We start from the raw sequence: 16658 nt of genomic DNA on the forward strand, positions 1-16658 counted from the left end.
ACAGTTTACACACCCGCCGTTCGACTCCTCGGATATGATCCTCTCCGATGCGGACATCCTCCGACGACTGGAGGAAGGCGACCTCGTCGTCGACCCACTCGACGATCCTGAACTGCAGATTCAGCCGGCAAGTGTCGACCTCCGACTGGGACGGGAGTTTCTCGAGTTCCAGCGGACGAACATTCCATGTATCCATCCGACCTCGGAACGAGAGGTCGACGAGTATGTTACCGAGACGGTCGTCGAAGACGGCGACGACTTCATTCTCCACCCGGGCGACTTCGTGCTCGGAACGACCTACGAGCGCGTTGAGATCCCGGCGGATCTGATCGCCCACGTCGAGGGCCGCTCCTCGCTCGGCCGCCTTGCAGTCGTCGTCCACGCCACTGCAGGGCTCTGTGATCCCGGCTACCGCGGCCAGATCACGCTCGAACTGTCGAACCTCGGCAGTGCGCCGGTCGCGCTCACGCCGGGAATGCGAATCTCACAGCTCACGTTTACGGAACTCAAGACGGAGGCAGAGCGACCTTACGGCAGCGAGCGCGGGTCGAAGTATCAGGATCAGGACGGGCCACAGGCCTCGCGCATTCAGAGTGACCACGAGTTCGGTGGTGACCAGTTGGATCGAGACGACTGAACGCGGCCTGGACGCTGGAACCGAAGTTGGAACTGAAACTGGAATCGAAACTGGAACCGCAGTCTACACCTGCGACGAAAGCCACGTTCCGAGAACGATTCCGATACCGATTCCGATCAGAGCGGCCCATGTAAGCGAGTACCCGAGGAGTTCGGTCCCGACAACGACACCGATCAGGAAGCCGATGCTGAGTCCGGCGTAGCTACCGGCACTGCGACGCTGACTCTGAGAGACCTCACCCGTGAGCCCGGCGACGACGCCAGCGACCGCGAGCGCGCCCGCAAGCGCGCCGACCGGCAGCGCGAGGAGCATCGAGAACCCGATCATGTGCGTGAGGAGTCCCTCGACAGCGGCACTGACGACGATGAACGTTGCGAAGCCGGAGGCAATCGCGAGTGCGGGAGCGGGGACGGGTGCCGAAGTAGTGTCGGTCATTCGTTTTTCGTAAGTTTCGGCGACGACCGTATAAATGGTCCGTCGCGCCGCTGTGATTTGCCAGTCGCCTACGGCCGAGAGGAACTCCAGCGCGCGTACGAGGCCCACAACCAACGCACAACGAGACCCACAAGTTATTCCCCACGCGGTCGTACAGACACTCAACAGATGCAATTCGTCGAAGAGATAGTCGTCGACGAGTTCCTGCCGACGATCCGGTCGCTGTTGGCAGGCGAACTCCGCGAACGCGGCCTCACCCAGAGCGACGTCGCAGACGTCCTGGGAATCAGCCAGAGCGCCGTCTCGAAGTACGCCCACGGCGACGTCACGATCAACGAACGGGTCGCCAACGACGAGCGCGTCAGCGCCACCATCGAGGAACTCGCCGACGGCCTCTCGACCGGCGACGTGACGCCCGTCCAGGCGCTCATCGAACTCGAGGTCCTCGTGCGCGAACTCGAGACGGGTGGCGATTTGCTCGCCCAGCTCCACGAGGAGGCAGTACCCGAACTCGCGGATCACGGTGCGAGCTTCCGGGTGCACGACCCCGAGAGCGACCTGCGGACCAGTGAGCGGGTCGTCTCGTCGCTGCGCCGTGGGTTGCGCATCCTCGAAAATGCGAGCGGCTTTGCGAGACTCATTCCGGCGGTTGGGTCGAACCTCGTCGCCTGTACGCCGGATGCGGAGGGTATCGACGACGTGGCCGGCGTCCCGGGCCGTATCTTCGACGTAAAGGGGCGAACGACGGTCCCCGCTGCTCCCGAGTTTGGTGTCTCCGAACACGTCGCAACTGTGTTGCTCGCCGCGCGTCGTCACGGCGCGGACGCCTCGGCGGCGATCAATATCGCCTACGAGGACGATCTGCTCGCCGACCTCACCGAGCGCGGCCACGTTGCCGCCGAGTTCGACGAGGTCGACGACATCGCCTCGAGCGTCGGCGCGGCGATCGACGACCAACCCGAAGCGACTGTGCTGTACCAGACCGGCGGTACCGGTATCGAACCGCTGATTTACGTTCTCGGTGCCGATGCGGAGTCCGTCGCGAACGACGTGCGGTCGCTGCTCTAGCGTTCGCGGTTTCACAGAGCGGTGGTAGCAGACGACGATTTATCTGTCCGGTCGTGGAACTCTGAGCAGAGCACCGATAGCATGTCGATGGGTTCTGATTCTGATTCTGATTCTGATACTGACTCTGGCTCCGGCCCTGGCACTGGCTCCGGTTCCGACGCCACCTCGGACTCCGACACCACATCCACATTCCAGTCCAGATCCGGGCTCGAGTCCGAGTCCGCACAGGAGTTCTACGGCCGTTGGGCACGACTGTACGACCTGATCGCCCGCCGAACGCCCGGCATCGCACGCCTTCGACGACGAGCAGCCGCCGCCTGCCGACTCGAGCGCGGCGACACCGTCGTCGAGATGGGCTGTGGCACCGGGGCAAACCTGCCGTATCTCCGAGAGCAGGTCGGCCCCGAGGGAACCGTCATCGGGGTCGACTTCACGCGACCGGTACTCGAGCGGGCGCGTGCGATGGTCGCCGACCGCGGGTACGAAAACGTTCACGTCGTCCGTGGCGATGCGACAGAGCCGCCGTTTGCAGCCGTCGCTGACGGTGCAGCGGGTACTGAAACCGGTGACGACAAAGACGCCGACGAGGCCGACATCGACGCACTCCTCGCGACGTTCGTCGTCGGGATGCTCGACGACCCTGTCGGCGCGGTCGACGACTGGTGTGACCTCGTCGGTCCCGGCGGCCACGTCGTCCTCGCGAACGCTGCCCGCTGCGACGACAACCGCTGGTATTCGTTCCTGGTCAACGCCGTCTTCCGTGCGATCGTCGTCCTCTCGACGCCGCCGACGACCAAACTGCGCTACGAAAGCGAACCACACCTGCGACTCGATGAACGAATCGACGCGGCACACACCCGACTCAGAGAGAACTCGCGCGCCGTCGCCGACGAGACGCACGTCTTCGGCGTGGTTCGGCTCACCGGCGGTGAACTTCCAACCGACACAAAATAGCTGCGTTCACGAGTTCGGCGGCGACCATCGTGGCTCTCCGTTCGTGCTCGTTCGCTCTCGCTACGCCGGCACGCCGAGCTCTTCGAACTCCCGTACCTGCTCGCGGATCGCGTCCGGAATTGGCGCTGGACGGCCGGTCTCCGGATCGATCTGGACCATCGTCGTCTCCGCCGTCGTCGCCACCTCGTCACCCGTCCGGATTTCGTACGCCATCGTGCAACTGCTCTCGCCGAGCTCGGTCACCTCGAGTGCGACGACTGGCTCGTCGTCGATCGTGATCGGTCGCTTGTAGGTGAGTTCGAGATTTGCGATTACGAAGGAAACCTCGTCCTGCGGAATGTCGAGCACCGCCTCCAGATACTCCGTTCGCGCCGTTTCGATGTAGGTCGCGTGCACCGCGTTGTTCACGTGATCCAGCGGATCGAGATCCCGAAATCGCACGGGGACCTCGGTCGTAAACTTCTCACTCATTGTGTGTTTGAAGGAGAGGCCGACAAAAGTACACGTCGATTCCGTCGACGACTGTCGGCTGTTCTCATGCCCGAGAGGGTGCCAGACGGTCAGTGTGACGTTGTCGCGTCGTACAATGAAGCATGCTCCTCGCAGAACGTTGGTTCTCCAAGCTGGGCCTCGACCAGATCCTCGTGGTAGTGTGCGTTGAAAAGCCGACACCGCTCTTGCTCGCAGAAGGCCTCCCCCGTCTGCAAGTAGTGCACCGCCTGCAACACGTATCCCTTCAGCGCATCCGTCGTCCTCGGGTCGTCTTCGATCAAAAACTCACCTTCGACCTGGTTCTCGAGTACCTCCCGCGGCGGCGAGTCTCCTGATAGAAGCGCGTGGCGCTGTTTCTCCTTGTAGTACGCCTCCGGCTTCGCCGGCGCTTCGTAGAGCCCCGGCACCGACACGAGCGCGGGCTGGCCGAGTACGTTCACGCGCTTGTGCCAGCGGCCGTCGTGCTCGCCCCAGGTCCCAAGAACGCGGTCGAGCACCGGCACGTGAAGCGTCTCGAGGTCGCGCTCCGTCGGCGGAAGCGCCCCGTTCAGCGCCCGCTGGACGCCCACCCCGTCATAGAGCACCCCACCCGCGCGCTCGGGGGACTCGAGTGCCCGCTCCTCGTAGCGGATCGTGCCGAGCATCGTGTTGCCCGTGTCTCGGTCGTAGGGCGATTTTACGCGCGCTTTGGCGAACTGTTCGGCGAGTTCGTCGTCGTCGCTGTGGTGTACATCGAGGAACCGGTCCCGGATTGTGACCGCTGCGTCGACCCGGGGAGCGAGCCAGTTGCCGATGGCGTCGACATCTGCGACAGTCGTCGGCGCTCGGTAGAGAACGATCTGATCGACCATATATTCCCTAGTTGTACCACGCCGTGAATCAGTTACGGTCGCCGCGCTGACCGAGATCCAGTACGCTTATTCCACCCCATAGCCACAGCACTGATGACATGTTCCCGCCGCCCTTCTCGCGCGAGTCGGTAGTTCCCGACGGCGCGAACCCGCTCACTCGCGCGTACCAGGACGTTATCGTCTACGAAAGTGCCGACCCGGACGACGTGCTCTACGAGGGGCCGATCGTGGTCCACGCGAACGGCTGGCTCGAACTCGAGGGCAACCGATTGCTCTCGCCGAGTGCGGTCCATCACATCGACATCTACGACGACGAGACTGATCCCGCGGCTCGTTCAGATGAGCGAACTGATCACGGGGGCAGCGACACTGGCAACGACGCCGACAGAACCGACGAGTACGGCTTCTAACGCCGGTCCCCACGTTACCCGCTTTAGCCACCACTAGCGGTCGACGAACGACGGCCCACTGGCTGGTTCGCCTTCAGCGTCTCGCCAGGAGTGAGTGGGTTCCCATTCCAACTCCGCTCGCGCCTTCGCCGACGAGAACGCAGACTCGTCGCCCTCGAGTGCACACTCCTCGGGCAGGTCACCGAAAACGGTCTCGATCGTCTCGGCAGTCGGCCGATCCAGGAAGTTCTCCGCGGCGACTGCGAGGTAGGTTTCGTGGCCGTCGCTCGCGTTCTCGAGTGCTGCGTCTACGATCGACACCACGTCGCGTACGTCGACGTAGGTCCAGAAGTTGCCGTTTGGCTCCGCGGTTTCGGGGTCGAACTGATCGCGCGCGGCCGCCGTTTGTTGCTCCCCCGGGAAGGTAACCCAGGACGGCCGGATCGATGTCACCGACACGTCGTGCTTGCGGGCAGTCATGGCCGCGATATCCTCGCCGACCAGTTTCGAGGTCGCGTAGGGGTCCTCGGGTCGTCGGGGGTGGTCTTCGTCGACCGGAAAGTACTCGGGCAGCCACGGCTCCGCCGCGAACACCGCGCCGTAGATGCTTTCGCTCGACGCCCAGACCACATCTGCGCCCGCCTGACCGGCCGCCTCGAGGACGTGGTACGTGCTCGTGACGTTCGTCAGGAACGTCTCAGCATCTGGTTCGATTCCCACGCGCGGAATCGCAGCAAAGTGGACCACGGCGTCCGGATCGAACGATAGAATTGCATCCCATGCCTGTCCCTGGTCGGTGAGATCGGCAGCCAGGAACGTCGCGTTCTCGCGCTCTCTGGGCGGCCGATCGAGGTCGAGGCCGAGCACGTCGTGGCCCGCAGCCGCGAAGTGGTCGACGAGCCAGCTTCCGACACCGCCGGTCGCGCCGGTGACGACGATTTTCATATCGCCACCCTGTGGCCCACTGTCGAAAACAGTGTGGATTCGTCGTCCCTGTCGGTGTTTTTCGGTGTGGCTGCCTCGTGAAGATGGCTGTGGCTATGTTGATCGATGGGATCTGTCCGTGATTGTACTCGAGTCCGCCTGGGACTACGTCGCGGCTCGCACTGCTGTTGGAAGCGAACAGTAGCAGTTGCTCCGTGACTCGAAAACCGGTGGGCAAACCCACCGAAAACATGACTGAGAGTGACTGTGGGGAGTCGCTAGTGACTAGTCGTCTGCTGGTGCAGCGCGCGACGTGAGTTCGACAGGCTCGGCGTCGACGCCGAGTTCGTCGAGTGCGACCTGGGCGGCGCGCTTGCCGGAGACGAGCATAGCACCGAACGTCGGGCCCATGCGCGGGAGGCCGTAGGTCGTCGCGGTCGCCATACCGGTCGCGATCAGGCCCTCGTGGACGAGGCCGGTGTGTTCGACGATGGCGTCTTCGGACTTGCCGACCCACATCGAGTCGTGGCCGGGTGAGTCGTGGCCGGGGGCACCGTACGTGTCGTCGTCGGTCTGGTCCATGACCGTTCCGCGCTCTCTGGCGTCCTGAACGCCAGGTGCGTCGAGCACGCCGCGCTCGTCGAGTTTGGTGATCGCCATCGCGTCGTGACCCGTCGCGTCGATGACGAGGTCCGCTTCGACTGCGATCGGGTCGACACAGGTGATCTCACGCGGGAGCGCGTGGACCGGCGTCCAGTTCATGACGATCCCGGAGACCTTGTGGTCCTCACGGATGACGATGTCCGTGAACTCGGTCATGTTCTGCATCTTCGCGCCGGCGTCGCAGGCGGCCTTGATGAGGCCGGAACACGCCTCGGGTCCGTTCGCGACGTAGAGTCCCTCACTGTCCTGGGACTGCTTGTAGGAGACGTCGAGTTCGTCGAGAACCTGCTGTGCGGGATCACGCACGGTGACCTTGTTCATGAGGAAGCCGCCGAGCCAGAAGCCGCCGCCGAGATAGTTGTTCTTCTCGACGACCATCGTCTTGACGCCGCGCTCGGAGAGCTCCTTCGCCGCGGTCAGTCCCGAGGGACCGCCGCCGACAATGATGACATCTGAATCCGAGAAGTCCATGAACTCCTCGGTCCACTCCTGTCCGATTGCGCGCGTTACGTCCGCTTCACCGACGTCGCTGAACTGTTCGAACTCGCTCATACAACTAGGTGGTATCATCCAGTAGTGAAAAGTCTGTCGCGATGATTCGCAAGCAGTCACCCACCGCGAGCGAAACGGACGGGGGCTGGAGGCAACCCTAACGGAAAAAATAAAATTCCCTATTTGCTGTACCGCGAGAACGTCCCCCGTAACACTGTTGATAGCATGCATACAATAGTCGAGACACTGTGACTCCTTCCGTCTTCGATCCTGGCCTCTCTTTCACCGCAGTCGCTGAAACTGGCCTCAGCGAAATCGATGGTAACACCGGCGAATTGCGAATTCAGGGGTTCGACATCGAAGACCTCGCCGAGAACGCGGCGTACGAAGAGGTAATGTGGTTGTTGTTCAACGGACGACTCCCAACCGATACCGAATTGGCCACGTTCACGAACGAACTCTCGTCCGCTCGAAGCCTCACAGATACGATCTACAGTCTGATTCAGGAGGGTGCAGAAGAAGGTGTACCGGCAATAGACGCACTCCGTATGGGGTTGGGAGCGGGAAGCCTCTCTTTCGACAGCGAGGATACCCTCATGGCGACCCGACGCGTCGTCGCAATCTGTCCACCGATCATCGCAGCCTACTGGCGATATCGCCAAGGGAGAGAGCCGATCCTGCCACGAGAGGACCTCTCACATACGGCAAACTTCTTATATATGCTCTCCGGGGTAGAGCCGGCAGAATCGACTGTGAAGGGGGTAGAGACGTATCTCATTACGATCATTGAGCACGGGCTCAATGCCTCAACGTTCGCCGCTCGAATTATTGGCTCAACTGGATCTGATCCCTTTTCGGCGGCCACTGGTGCCGTCGGGGCACTCAAGGGACCACGACACGGTGGCGCACTCGAACGAGTTAGTGAGATGCTCACTGGCCTTGACAACGGGACAGACCCAGCAACGTTCGTTCAAGAGCGACTGGAAGGCGATGGGTCGTTTCCCGGATTTGGTCATATCGTCTATGAGACTCGAGACCCGCGAGCGGAAATCATCGAACAAGCTGCAGAACACGTGGGCGGGAAACAAGATTCGACACCGTTTCTTCGGAACGCACGACAGCTCGAAGCTGTGGCTGCGGAGTATTTCACCGAACAGTATCCCAAGCGACAACTGCACGTGACTGTCGATTACTACGCAGCAGTCCTCCTTTCCGAACTCGATATTCCACCAGAACTGTTCACCGCGATCTTTGCGATCGGACGTTCCGCCGGTTGGATGGCCCACTACCTCGAACAGCTCGAAAGCGAGACACTCCTTCGTCCTCGAACACGATATGTCGGTCCAGACGAACGGTCGTGGATTTCGCGCTCGGACAGATACGTCGCTGGCGATTCGAGTCCTCCTTCATCCACCGATCTGGAGGGAATCTCCTCGATCCTTGGCACGCTTTCAGAACCCGCTCGGTTGGAGATCTCATTGATTCTGTATGAGTCGGCAGAGCCACTTTCGTACTCGACGATTCGAGCGCAGAGTTCGATTGAAGATAAAGGACGGTTCAACTATCATCTCCGGAAACTTCGTCGCATCTATATCACGAATACAGCGGCTGGCTATTCGTTGACTGACACGGGTCGGAAAGTTGTCGAGATGCTTGTCGATGACGAGCAATTGCTCGCACAAACAATCGAATAGGTCGTTCACGCTTGAAGCTACACTCAGCCAACGAGGTTCAATCTATAGTAGCCACTGCAAGTCAATGCACACCTGATCGCCAGACTGCTCGGCGATCAGTGTGTAAACAGTTGCAGTTGTTACTATAGCAGTGCCGACTGTATCATCGTATTAGTTTGTTATATATTACAATGATGGGCACATATAATATCACATTTCTGCCACAGGAGGAAATATATACTGGCTGATACCGATCAGATGAATTATATATCGGATAGTGCCCAAGTCTAGTTTGTTAAATACCCTAATACATACTAGCCATTGAGCTTAATAAATATACCTATACCGATGAGATATGTTATAATATTGGCTTCATTTGATATATAAATAACAATCTTTATGAGGGTTTCAATATTTGACCGATATGCAATGTCAAGGAAATCAAGGCGAAAGGTGCTAAAAGCGATTACAGCAGGATCTACGTTGGGGGTTGCTTCTGGGGTTGGTGCTGCTATGGGTAGTGCGCAAAAGAAGACAGTTAATCCTAGCGAGGCAGAACCCCCATATCCGGACGTTGAGTACAAGACTGTTGGTGAAGATGTTTGGGAAGCAGTCGGTCCACAGTATTGGCTGCTGACCATTGACAGAAGTCGACTTGATGAATTGCTGAAAGTGTCCCCGGGAGGTGACGAACTGACGCAGGATCATGCTGAAACAATTGATGAAATTCGAGACTACTACGAAATTGAACAGTTACGTAGAGGTAACGAATTGATCTATACACTCTCTGACCAGGATATTGAACCTGCTAACAAAGACCGGCGCTCTGACTTCCAGTCAGTTGCAGGAACCGTTCTCGATGGGTTGGCGGCTGAATCAGACAGTGGCGACCCAAGTGTGACCTGGGAACCAGATCATCACGAGGACATGACTCATCCGGCACTGGCTGACTTCGAAATAGCAATTGGGAGAAGAGATGATATCGCCGAAAGCACGCCACAACCGGACGAATTCGGCTGTGAGGAATGTTCCTTCGACTGGCTACCAGGAACCGGCTTCTTAGATGATTTCCTCGTCGATGCTATCGCAGCTGCCGTTAACATGCATTCTGACGCACACACTCACGAGCCATATCACTTCTATTGGCCCGATCCCCCATCTATCGATCTTTATCTATGGGAGATTGGTCCATCGGCCTTCGGCGGCGCACCAGGTGAGGCTCAATATATGATGGACCAGGCCTACGACAGCAGTTTCTCGACGAGACGAGATTATCTCGGATATGCCCTCCACTACGTACAAGATATGGGTGTCCCGCTTCACACCGGTGCAGTCTGGCAGCAGCTCAACCCCGATCCACAAGGCTGTTCCACTTCAGGCTGTGATCAGTACTTTGATCCAAAATTTGACCTTCACTTCGATTACGAGGAATGGGCGGCGGATAACTTCGAAGACGCAGATTGGTACCTAGATGAACCATTCGAAGAATCGTTCAATGATTCGTTCCCGTATCATATCCCCAGCGTTGAGGAAGCGTGCAAAGATCTTGCTGAGTATACCACTCAGTATGCGACAACGGTCTTTGAGGAACTCCTCACAACAGGTAGTGACAATCCTTCGTTGTGGGATAGCAAGATTTACGAGCTTACGCACAACTGTATGTACGAGACCGGCGGCTATACTCGCGGGCTGATCACCCAGTTCTACGACATCGACTCTGACGATTGCGAACCAGGTGAACCGTGTCCAGAATACAATTAAAACAGTAGAACTGCTAGCATAACCAGCGTGATGACGCAGGGGGGGACTATGCTGTAGCGTCCTTTTCGTGCTCATCAGCGCATTAATTAGATAATATTTATATTCCCACAACATTTACCATACTAATATCGATTGTATGGTAATGTCACCCGATCAATTCCAACTCGGTACGAGTACTCGACGGCGACTGATTACAGGTATTGGAGCCGCGACCGTCGGCTCTCTCGCAGGCTGTCTCTCGGCCGGTGAAACGCGATACACACTCAGGAGTCGACCCCAAACTGGTGCAGATGCCATCGAATTATTTGCCCTCGAGCCCGCCGCATACGCGTTTCACCAGCGCCAGGTCGACGACGAGTTTGTCGAGTCCCTGCTCGACGAACTGCACGAGACCGGTTCCGTCGAAACGATCGAAGCGCCCCTCGTTGAAGAACGATCGAACGACGAGGGCGAATACGTCCCTTCCTACGTTCAGGAACAGGAAGACAGCGAGTTCAGCCGCGTTCGAGTCGACCTGGAGCCGGTCACGATGGAGCGTTGGTGCGTGTGGATGGAACCCCTCGAAGAACTGCCGGACGACGCGGAGTACGTGACTGATCCAAGTGAACCGCGAGACGTTCCGACGGAGGATCGTTCTGCACTCGACGCGGAAATCCTCGAGGAAGTGACCAGCACTGCGGTTTCGTCCGTCGTTGGGGACAGGGAGCACACTGACCTGCCGTACCCGCGTCGGGGAGTCGTCTTCTTCGACCCACTGGATCCGGCGGACAGCGAACTCGTGCCGGAACCACCGTTTCAGTACGCGCTAATCGAACCAGAGGGGCATGGAACGCCCGACGAACTCGCGCTGCGCCTGCACGGAGAGAAAGCGGCCGTGGAGACCACCAAGTACAGTCACGAGTTAGTGCCAGTCGCCGACTCGACCGATGGATTCGACGAGCACGTCCGATCCGAACACGTCGCCGTCGAATTTAGTGAGACAACTCTCTCCGAAGAGATGGAAACGATTCTCACCGAGTCGGCCGACTCGTCGAGCGGCCCGATGGAGTACGTCGAGGAGGGCGCTCGATCGGATGCGTTCGACGAGATTCTCGCTGAACTCGGGCTGGACAACACCGCGCTTTCCGATGGGGAGGAGATCGGGAGCTGGTACCGGTATTACGAGTACGACGACAGGTACTACGAGATGCGGTACCGGATCAGCGATTTGGTCTGATATTGTCGGACAAAAGTCAGTGAACACTCGATCGCGTCTCGCAGATCATTGCTAGCGTGACTCATCCCGGCCAGTCCGTTCAGGCGTCCTCGTTGTTCTCGTCGTCACCTTCGTACTCGTCGATGTCGTCGTCAGAGAGCCAGCGGAGGATTTCAGACCGTTCGCTGTGTAGCAGTCCTCAATGGCGATGTGAGAAAGAAGGAGGTAAAAGTCAACCCTCTCGAGTCACACCATCATCAGTCCAGAACCGCCAAGACTCGATGATTGAGGGTGTCAGAATTACCGGATACTTATGTCGATCTGAACACAGGGTTCGATTGTGGATGACATCGGGACGAGGATCGCTAAATTATTAGTTATCCGAGAGGATTCTGGCCTGAAATCCCATAAAACGGTTTGTTCCTTCGAATAGCCATATGTGATCTAGTGGTTTGTAGGAATCTACCTTCCGAACCTGCAGCGATAGGGAAGCAGATTTACCCTGTCGTATTGAGAATCGTTCATAGATCGAGCACTCCTTGAAACCCTCTAATGGAGTGTTCCCACTCGTTTCTGAACGAATACCCACACACGAGAACAATTCATTCACTGCCTGATCTGTTCCTGTGGTCGATGATGCGTGGTGGTCGTGGAGAAATGGCCTTCTCCAAAGCCCTATCCCCAATTCTTCCGTCTCTCGATACGAACTACCATGGGTAACCAAGAGCTCCACCGAGGGTTAGACGGTATCGCCGTCGCGGAAACACGGCTCAGTACGATCGATGGCGAGGCTGGTGAACTCAGTATCGGGGGATACCCTGTTGCAGAACTCGCCAAGAACGCAATCTACGAGGAAAGTGTGTTCCTGTTGTTCAACAACCGGCTTCCGACGAAATCGGAACTCGAGTCGTTCTGCACAGAACTCGCTGGCTACCGGAGCATTTCCACGGAAGTCAGACAGGTGCTTCGACAAGCGGCACGAGAGAACGCGGACCCGATGGATGCGCTTCGAATGGGAGTAGCCGCAGCCAATCTCGGCGTCGACGTGACGGAACCGACGGAGCTCGCCAAGCGACTGGTAAGTGTAATCCCAACTATCGTCACGACCTATTGGCGATATCGCTCGGGCAAAGAGCCGGTCGATCCACGCGACGACCTCGGCCATACCGCGAACTACCTCTACATGCTGTCCGGCGAAGAGCCCGACCCCGCAGCCGTGAGAGGGCTCGAAACCTACCTCAATACGGTTGTTGACCACGGACTGAACGCATCCACCTTCGTCGCTCGGTCTATCACGTCATCCGATTCAGATCTCGTTTCTGCAGTAACGGGTGCAGTAGGATCACTGAAGGGGTCGCTTCACGGTGGAGCGCCTGGGCCGGTTTTGGAGATGCTCCTCACAGCAGACGACTCTGGCGACCCGGAGGGGTATGTACAGGAGAAACTCGATTCCGGTGAGCGGCTTATGGGATTTGGACACCGAGTGTATCAGACGCGCGATCCACGTGCCGAGGTCCTCTCCCACGCCGCTGAACGGTTCTATTCTGGATCGGACGACAGAGCGTTCTTCGAATTTGTCGAAGAATTCGAAGAAACCGCGGTCAACCGACTGGCCGACCACAGGCCTGACCGAAACCTCGAAACAAACGTTGAGTTCTACACGGCTGTGCTCCTGCATGGAGTTGACATTCCACAGGAGTTGTTTACGACCACCTTCGCCATGTCACGAGTCGGTGGTTGGACAGCCCACTGCCTCGAGCAGTTAGCAGATAACAAAATAATTCGCCCTCTGTCCATCTATACTGGTGACCGTGACCGATCGTGGACTCCAGTCGACAGCCGCTAGCGATAGTAGCCACCGCAAATCACTGCACAGTAGATCGAACGACGCCTGTGCGATCAGTGTACAATTAGCTCTACCCAGTTCTACAATTCCATCTCGATCGATGGGAAACGACATGCTCCCAAAGATGGGCGATTGTTCTCGTTCCTACGCTGCTGAAACTCAGAACCAGTGCATACTCCGTAACTCTGATCTGACGACCCTCAACGAGTTCACTCGACCCTGGGTTTTGTATATCAATATACTGTTTACAACACCAGCACGCCGAACCGATGACAGAACGGAGCAGTCTCACACGGCAACAGAGGGACTACCCGATACGAACACAACAGGGCGAAAATCAGGCAGATCGTCACACGAAAATCCGAGAAACCGATTGAATCCGCAGTCTACTCGCGGACGACAACTGTCCCGATCATGTTGCCCTCGACGTGTGGCTCGCAAATGTAGGTGTACTCACCGGGAACCTCGAACGTGTGCTCGTACGTTTCCCGCGTTCCAAGCCGGCCACCGCGGTACTCGTGCCAGGCATCGCGAGCAGTTTGTTCGTCTTCATAATCGCCGGTGGCGAAGTACGCTGCGTCCTCTGGAATGCTGTTCTCGAGGGCCGTCACGGTGTGGTCTGCACCGCTCGTGTTCTTCCAGACGACCGTCTCGCCGACGGTTGTCTCGTACTCAACCGGAACGAACGCGTTGCGAGTCATCCCGATATCGCACTCGTCACCGCTGCAGGGTTCCTCGTCGTCGAAAACGCTCATGACCGAACTACAGCCGGCGAGGCTGGCCGAGAGGGAGGTGCCGACAGCGGCGAGGTAGACGCGCCGGTTCATACCCCACCCTTGGGAGAGTCGCGGTATAACCGCCCCGGTTCGGCGGCCCGGTTCGACGTCTGAACCACCGAAAACGGCCACCACAGGGCCGAACATCATCGCCCCTGAAATTCGACCAGTCACTACCAGAAACACAAGGGCCGTCGAGAAACGAAAACACGTAAGGTACGCGCCCGCCGACTCGGCGATATGCTTCCCCGGTTCGTCGGGCGACTCGGCATCGCCGACGCGGTGACGATCGCCAATGCCGCCCTGGGGTTCGTCGCCGTCGTCGTCGCCTTCGTCGACATCAACCTCGCCGCCCGACTCATCCTGCTCGCCGCCGTCGCGGACGGACTCGACGGACTCCTGGCCCGACGGTACGGCGGCACCGACGCTGGTCCCTACCTCGACTCGCTCGCAGATGTCGCCTCCTTCGCCGTCGCCCCCGCAGCCCTCGCGTTCGTCGTCGTCACCGACGGCCTCGGTATCCCACTCGAGTCCGTCTCCGCTGAATTGCTCCTCGTGTCGGCGATCTGTGCGCTGTTCGTCGCGATGGCAGTCGCTCGGCTCGGCATGTACACGGCCTACGACACCGCCGACGACTACACAGAGGGCGTCCAGACGACGCTCGCGGCGACCGTCATCGGTGCTGCCATCCTCGCGGGCGTCGCAGACCCCTGGCTCGTCCTCGCGGTTACGGGTGCGTTCTGTTACCTGATGGTCTCGCGCATCCCCTACCCGGACCTTCTCGCCCGCGATGCTGGAATCATGGGCGTCATCCACGTCCTCGCAATCCTCATTCCGAACTTCGCCGGCCGCACGTTCCCGTACGCGCTCCTGACGCTTGGAATCGCTTACATGACACTCAGTCCGTGGTTCTACTGGCGCGACCGCGAAGACGCCGGCTCCCAGACGACGACCACGCATGGAAACGCTTAGGACGCTCCTGACACGACCGTAGCGTATGAACAGTGGTACGTCTCGGCGTCGTCCCGCCCCAGGGACGGTGGGAGTATGAGCGACGACGAACCGCAGGACGGAGACGGCGTACAGGAACCAGAGCCAGAACCAGAGCAATCCGCCGACTTAGACGCCATCGAAGCCGATCTCGAGACATTCGCAACAGACATCGAGGCACTCGAGAACGACCTCGAGGAAGCGGAGACCGAAGACGACCTTGACGTCGTCGAAGCCGACCTCGACGAATTCCGGACCGAACTCGAGTCCGTCGAAATTCCGGACCCACCTGAGACGGACGAGGAGGACGAAGACGACGAGGACGACGAACCCGCGCGCGAGGAGGAACTGCAGGACACTTACGACGACATCGAGAGTGACCTTTCGGATCTCGAGTCCGACCTGGAAGACCAGCGCGGTCCCTACGGCGAGGATGTCGTCAGCGAAATCGACGGCGTCAGCGGAACGATTACGGGCACCCGCTGGACGTTTGAAGGCGACGAAGAACTGATCGAGGCGACCGACGCCTTCCTCGCGGACGTGAACGGCCTGCTCGGTACCAGTCTCGAACTCCCGTCCGGCCTCGAACCCGCAAGCGGTGCCGAACTGGGCGAGAAGGGCGACGAAGAGGGCAACGTCCCCGAAAAGCTGGACGAAGCCCTCGACGAGGCGACTGCAGCCGTCGAGAACGCCGACCTCGATGCGGACGACGATGCGGAGACGATCGCCGGCCTCCTCGAGGCGACCGACGACTTCGAGAGCGAGGTCGACGACGCCACCGAGTGGACCGATCTCGAAGTCCGCGAACAGCTCCGCCGCGAGGGCTTTTATGACGTGCTCGACCACATCAAGGACTTCCCGCCGGAGTGGCACGCCCTCAAGGTCCACGAGAAGCGCGGTAACGTCGAGCAGATCCTGCTCGCCTACGACAGCCTCGACTCCGACTTCATGGAGAAACACTGCCTCGAGGCGCTCGAACGCATGGGTCCCGAGGAGGCAATCGACACGATGGTCCAGAAGGCCGGCCGGCGTGATGAACACGCGATCAGCATCCTCGGCAAGATCGGCGTCGCAAGCGACGAGGTCGTCGACGCGCTGGTCGACTACGTCGACTCGAACCCGGCACTTCAGAAGCCATCCTTCCGTGCACTCGGCGAACTGGGTGCCGAGGACGCAGTCGAGCCCCTCGCCCAACAGCTTGCCGCCGACGACGCAGACGTCCGTAGCTGGGCGGCCCGCGCACTCGGGATGATCGGTGACACCCGCACAATCGACCCGCTTGCAGACGTGCTCGCAGACGACGAGGAAGACCGCGTTCGCGCGAGCGCCGCCTGGGCGCTCAACCAGATCGGCACGGCCGATGCACTCGAGATCGTCGCCGAGTACGACGACGACCGAGCGTATCTCGTGCAAGCCGAAGCCGAGAACGCGGATCTCGAGCCTGTCGCCTGAACCGGTTGAGTACCTTCCCACCGCTTCTTTGTGACGCTGCGTCTGGGTGCCTGGTTTCTC

16 protein-coding genes are annotated in these 16658 nt (G+C 59.2%); 10 read left to right on the forward strand and 6 right to left on the reverse strand.

Going from position 1 to position 16658, the window contains the following annotated elements:
• Positions 1-34 precede the first annotated feature (34 nt).
• The gene (gene dcd, locus NMAG_RS11570; protein ID WP_004215445.1) at positions 35-637 is read left to right on the forward strand and encodes a dCTP deaminase; all 603 of its coding nucleotides are present in this window, start codon (positions 35-37) and stop codon (positions 635-637) included.
• 63 nt (positions 638-700) lie between these two features.
• Here the strand turns inward: dcd and NMAG_RS11575 are convergent, their stop codons facing one another.
• Positions 701-1072, reverse strand: coding sequence for a hypothetical protein (locus NMAG_RS11575; protein WP_069673591.1), 372 nt, complete (start codon positions 1070-1072; stop codon positions 701-703).
• Positions 1073-1240: 168 nt separating this feature from the next.
• On the opposite strand from NMAG_RS11575, the gene NMAG_RS11580 reads away from it, so the two are divergent.
• Both NMAG_RS11580 and NMAG_RS11585 read left to right on the forward strand, forming a co-directional pair.
• Positions 1241-2140, forward strand: a complete 900-nt coding sequence (locus NMAG_RS11580; protein WP_004215443.1) for a thiamine-phosphate synthase family protein — start codon at positions 1241-1243, stop codon at positions 2138-2140.
• An 81-nt stretch (positions 2141-2221) separates the two neighbouring features.
• Positions 2222-3094, forward strand: coding sequence for a class I SAM-dependent methyltransferase (locus NMAG_RS11585; protein WP_004215442.1), 873 nt, complete (start codon positions 2222-2224; stop codon positions 3092-3094).
• Positions 3095-3154: 60 nt separating this feature from the next.
• Here NMAG_RS11585 and NMAG_RS11590 read toward each other — a convergent pair whose 3' ends face one another.
• Both NMAG_RS11590 and NMAG_RS11595 read right to left on the reverse strand, forming a co-directional pair.
• Entirely contained in the window at positions 3155-3565 is a 411-nt protein-coding gene (locus NMAG_RS11590) for an acyl-CoA thioesterase (RefSeq protein WP_004215441.1), read from the reverse strand.
• 89 nt (positions 3566-3654) lie between these two features.
• Positions 3655-4437, reverse strand: a complete 783-nt coding sequence (locus NMAG_RS11595; RefSeq protein WP_004215440.1) for a DUF7001 family protein — start codon at positions 4435-4437, stop codon at positions 3655-3657.
• A gap of 98 nt (positions 4438-4535) precedes the next feature.
• Between NMAG_RS11595 and NMAG_RS11600 the strand changes: the two genes are divergently transcribed.
• Entirely contained in the window at positions 4536-4847 is a 312-nt protein-coding gene (locus NMAG_RS11600; protein ID WP_004215439.1) for a hypothetical protein, read from the forward strand.
• 33 nt (positions 4848-4880) lie between these two features.
• Here the strand turns inward: NMAG_RS11600 and NMAG_RS11605 are convergent, their stop codons facing one another.
• Both NMAG_RS11605 and NMAG_RS11610 read right to left on the reverse strand, forming a co-directional pair.
• Positions 4881-5771 (reverse strand): NAD-dependent epimerase/dehydratase family protein, encoded by an 891-nt coding sequence (locus NMAG_RS11605; RefSeq protein WP_004215438.1) that lies wholly within the window; start codon positions 5769-5771, stop codon positions 4881-4883.
• Between the two features lie 264 nt (positions 5772-6035).
• Complete coding sequence (locus NMAG_RS11610) at positions 6036-6965, reverse strand: sulfide-dependent adenosine diphosphate thiazole synthase (RefSeq protein WP_004215436.1); 930 nt, start codon at positions 6963-6965, stop codon at positions 6036-6038.
• Positions 6966-7153: 188 nt separating this feature from the next.
• On the opposite strand from NMAG_RS11610, the gene NMAG_RS11615 reads away from it, so the two are divergent.
• The 4 genes from NMAG_RS11615 to NMAG_RS11630 all read left to right on the forward strand — a co-directional run bounded on the left by NMAG_RS11615 (position 7154) and on the right by NMAG_RS11630 (position 13380).
• A complete protein-coding gene (locus NMAG_RS11615) occupies positions 7154-8599 on the forward strand; it encodes a citrate/2-methylcitrate synthase (protein ID WP_004215435.1) in 1446 nt (481 codons plus the stop codon).
• 408 nt (positions 8600-9007) lie between these two features.
• Positions 9008-10339, forward strand: a complete 1332-nt coding sequence (locus NMAG_RS11620) for a phospholipase C/P1 nuclease family protein (protein ID WP_237076782.1) — start codon at positions 9008-9010, stop codon at positions 10337-10339.
• A gap of 142 nt (positions 10340-10481) precedes the next feature.
• Positions 10482-11555: a hypothetical protein gene (locus NMAG_RS11625; RefSeq protein WP_004215433.1), complete on the forward strand. Its 1074-nt coding sequence runs from the start codon at positions 10482-10484 to the stop codon at positions 11553-11555.
• A 691-nt stretch (positions 11556-12246) separates the two neighbouring features.
• Positions 12247-13380 carry a citrate/2-methylcitrate synthase gene (locus NMAG_RS11630; protein WP_004215432.1) on the forward strand — a complete coding sequence of 378 codons (1134 nt, stop codon included), beginning with the start codon at positions 12247-12249 and terminating at the stop codon, positions 13378-13380.
• Between the two features lie 386 nt (positions 13381-13766).
• Here the strand turns inward: NMAG_RS11630 and NMAG_RS11635 are convergent, their stop codons facing one another.
• The gene (locus NMAG_RS11635; protein ID WP_004215431.1) at positions 13767-14207 is read right to left on the reverse strand and encodes a cupredoxin domain-containing protein; all 441 of its coding nucleotides are present in this window, start codon (positions 14205-14207) and stop codon (positions 13767-13769) included.
• 189 nt (positions 14208-14396) lie between these two features.
• Between NMAG_RS11635 and NMAG_RS11640 the strand changes: the two genes are divergently transcribed.
• Positions 14397-15128, forward strand: coding sequence for a protein sorting system archaetidylserine synthase (locus NMAG_RS11640; RefSeq protein ID WP_004215430.1), 732 nt, complete (start codon positions 14397-14399; stop codon positions 15126-15128).
• A 75-nt stretch (positions 15129-15203) separates the two neighbouring features.
• The gene (locus NMAG_RS11645) at positions 15204-16598 is read left to right on the forward strand and encodes a HEAT repeat domain-containing protein (RefSeq protein WP_004215429.1); all 1395 of its coding nucleotides are present in this window, start codon (positions 15204-15206) and stop codon (positions 16596-16598) included.
• Positions 16599-16658 lie beyond the last annotated feature (60 nt).

It is taken from the genome of Natrialba magadii ATCC 43099, assembly GCF_000025625.1.
Classification (GTDB): domain Archaea; phylum Halobacteriota; class Halobacteria; order Halobacteriales; family Natrialbaceae; genus Natrialba; species Natrialba magadii.

Coding starts and splice junctions, on each gene's coding strand:
- dcd (WP_004215445.1), top strand. CDS start 35: ATGATCCTCTCCGATGCGGACATCCTCCGACGACTGGAGGAAGGCGAC.
- NMAG_RS11575 (WP_069673591.1), bottom strand. CDS start 1,072: ATGACCGACACTACTTCGGCACCCGTCCCCGCTCCCGCACTCGCGATT.
- NMAG_RS11580 (WP_004215443.1), top strand. CDS start 1,241: ATGCAATTCGTCGAAGAGATAGTCGTCGACGAGTTCCTGCCGACGATC.
- NMAG_RS11585 (WP_004215442.1), top strand. CDS start 2,222: ATGTCGATGGGTTCTGATTCTGATTCTGATTCTGATACTGACTCTGGC.
- NMAG_RS11590 (WP_004215441.1), bottom strand. CDS start 3,565: ATGAGTGAGAAGTTTACGACCGAGGTCCCCGTGCGATTTCGGGATCTC.
- NMAG_RS11595 (WP_004215440.1), bottom strand. CDS start 4,437: ATGGTCGATCAGATCGTTCTCTACCGAGCGCCGACGACTGTCGCAGAT.
- NMAG_RS11600 (WP_004215439.1), top strand. CDS start 4,536: ATGTTCCCGCCGCCCTTCTCGCGCGAGTCGGTAGTTCCCGACGGCGCG.
- NMAG_RS11605 (WP_004215438.1), bottom strand. CDS start 5,771: ATGAAAATCGTCGTCACCGGCGCGACCGGCGGTGTCGGAAGCTGGCTC.
- NMAG_RS11610 (WP_004215436.1), bottom strand. CDS start 6,965: ATGAGCGAGTTCGAACAGTTCAGCGACGTCGGTGAAGCGGACGTAACG.
- NMAG_RS11620 (WP_237076782.1), top strand. CDS start 9,008: ATGTCAAGGAAATCAAGGCGAAAGGTGCTAAAAGCGATTACAGCAGGA.
- NMAG_RS11625 (WP_004215433.1), top strand. CDS start 10,482: ATGTCACCCGATCAATTCCAACTCGGTACGAGTACTCGACGGCGACTG.
- NMAG_RS11630 (WP_004215432.1), top strand. CDS start 12,247: ATGGGTAACCAAGAGCTCCACCGAGGGTTAGACGGTATCGCCGTCGCG.
- NMAG_RS11635 (WP_004215431.1), bottom strand. CDS start 14,207: ATGAACCGGCGCGTCTACCTCGCCGCTGTCGGCACCTCCCTCTCGGCC.
- NMAG_RS11640 (WP_004215430.1), top strand. CDS start 14,397: ATGCTTCCCCGGTTCGTCGGGCGACTCGGCATCGCCGACGCGGTGACG.
- NMAG_RS11645 (WP_004215429.1), top strand. CDS start 15,204: ATGAGCGACGACGAACCGCAGGACGGAGACGGCGTACAGGAACCAGAG.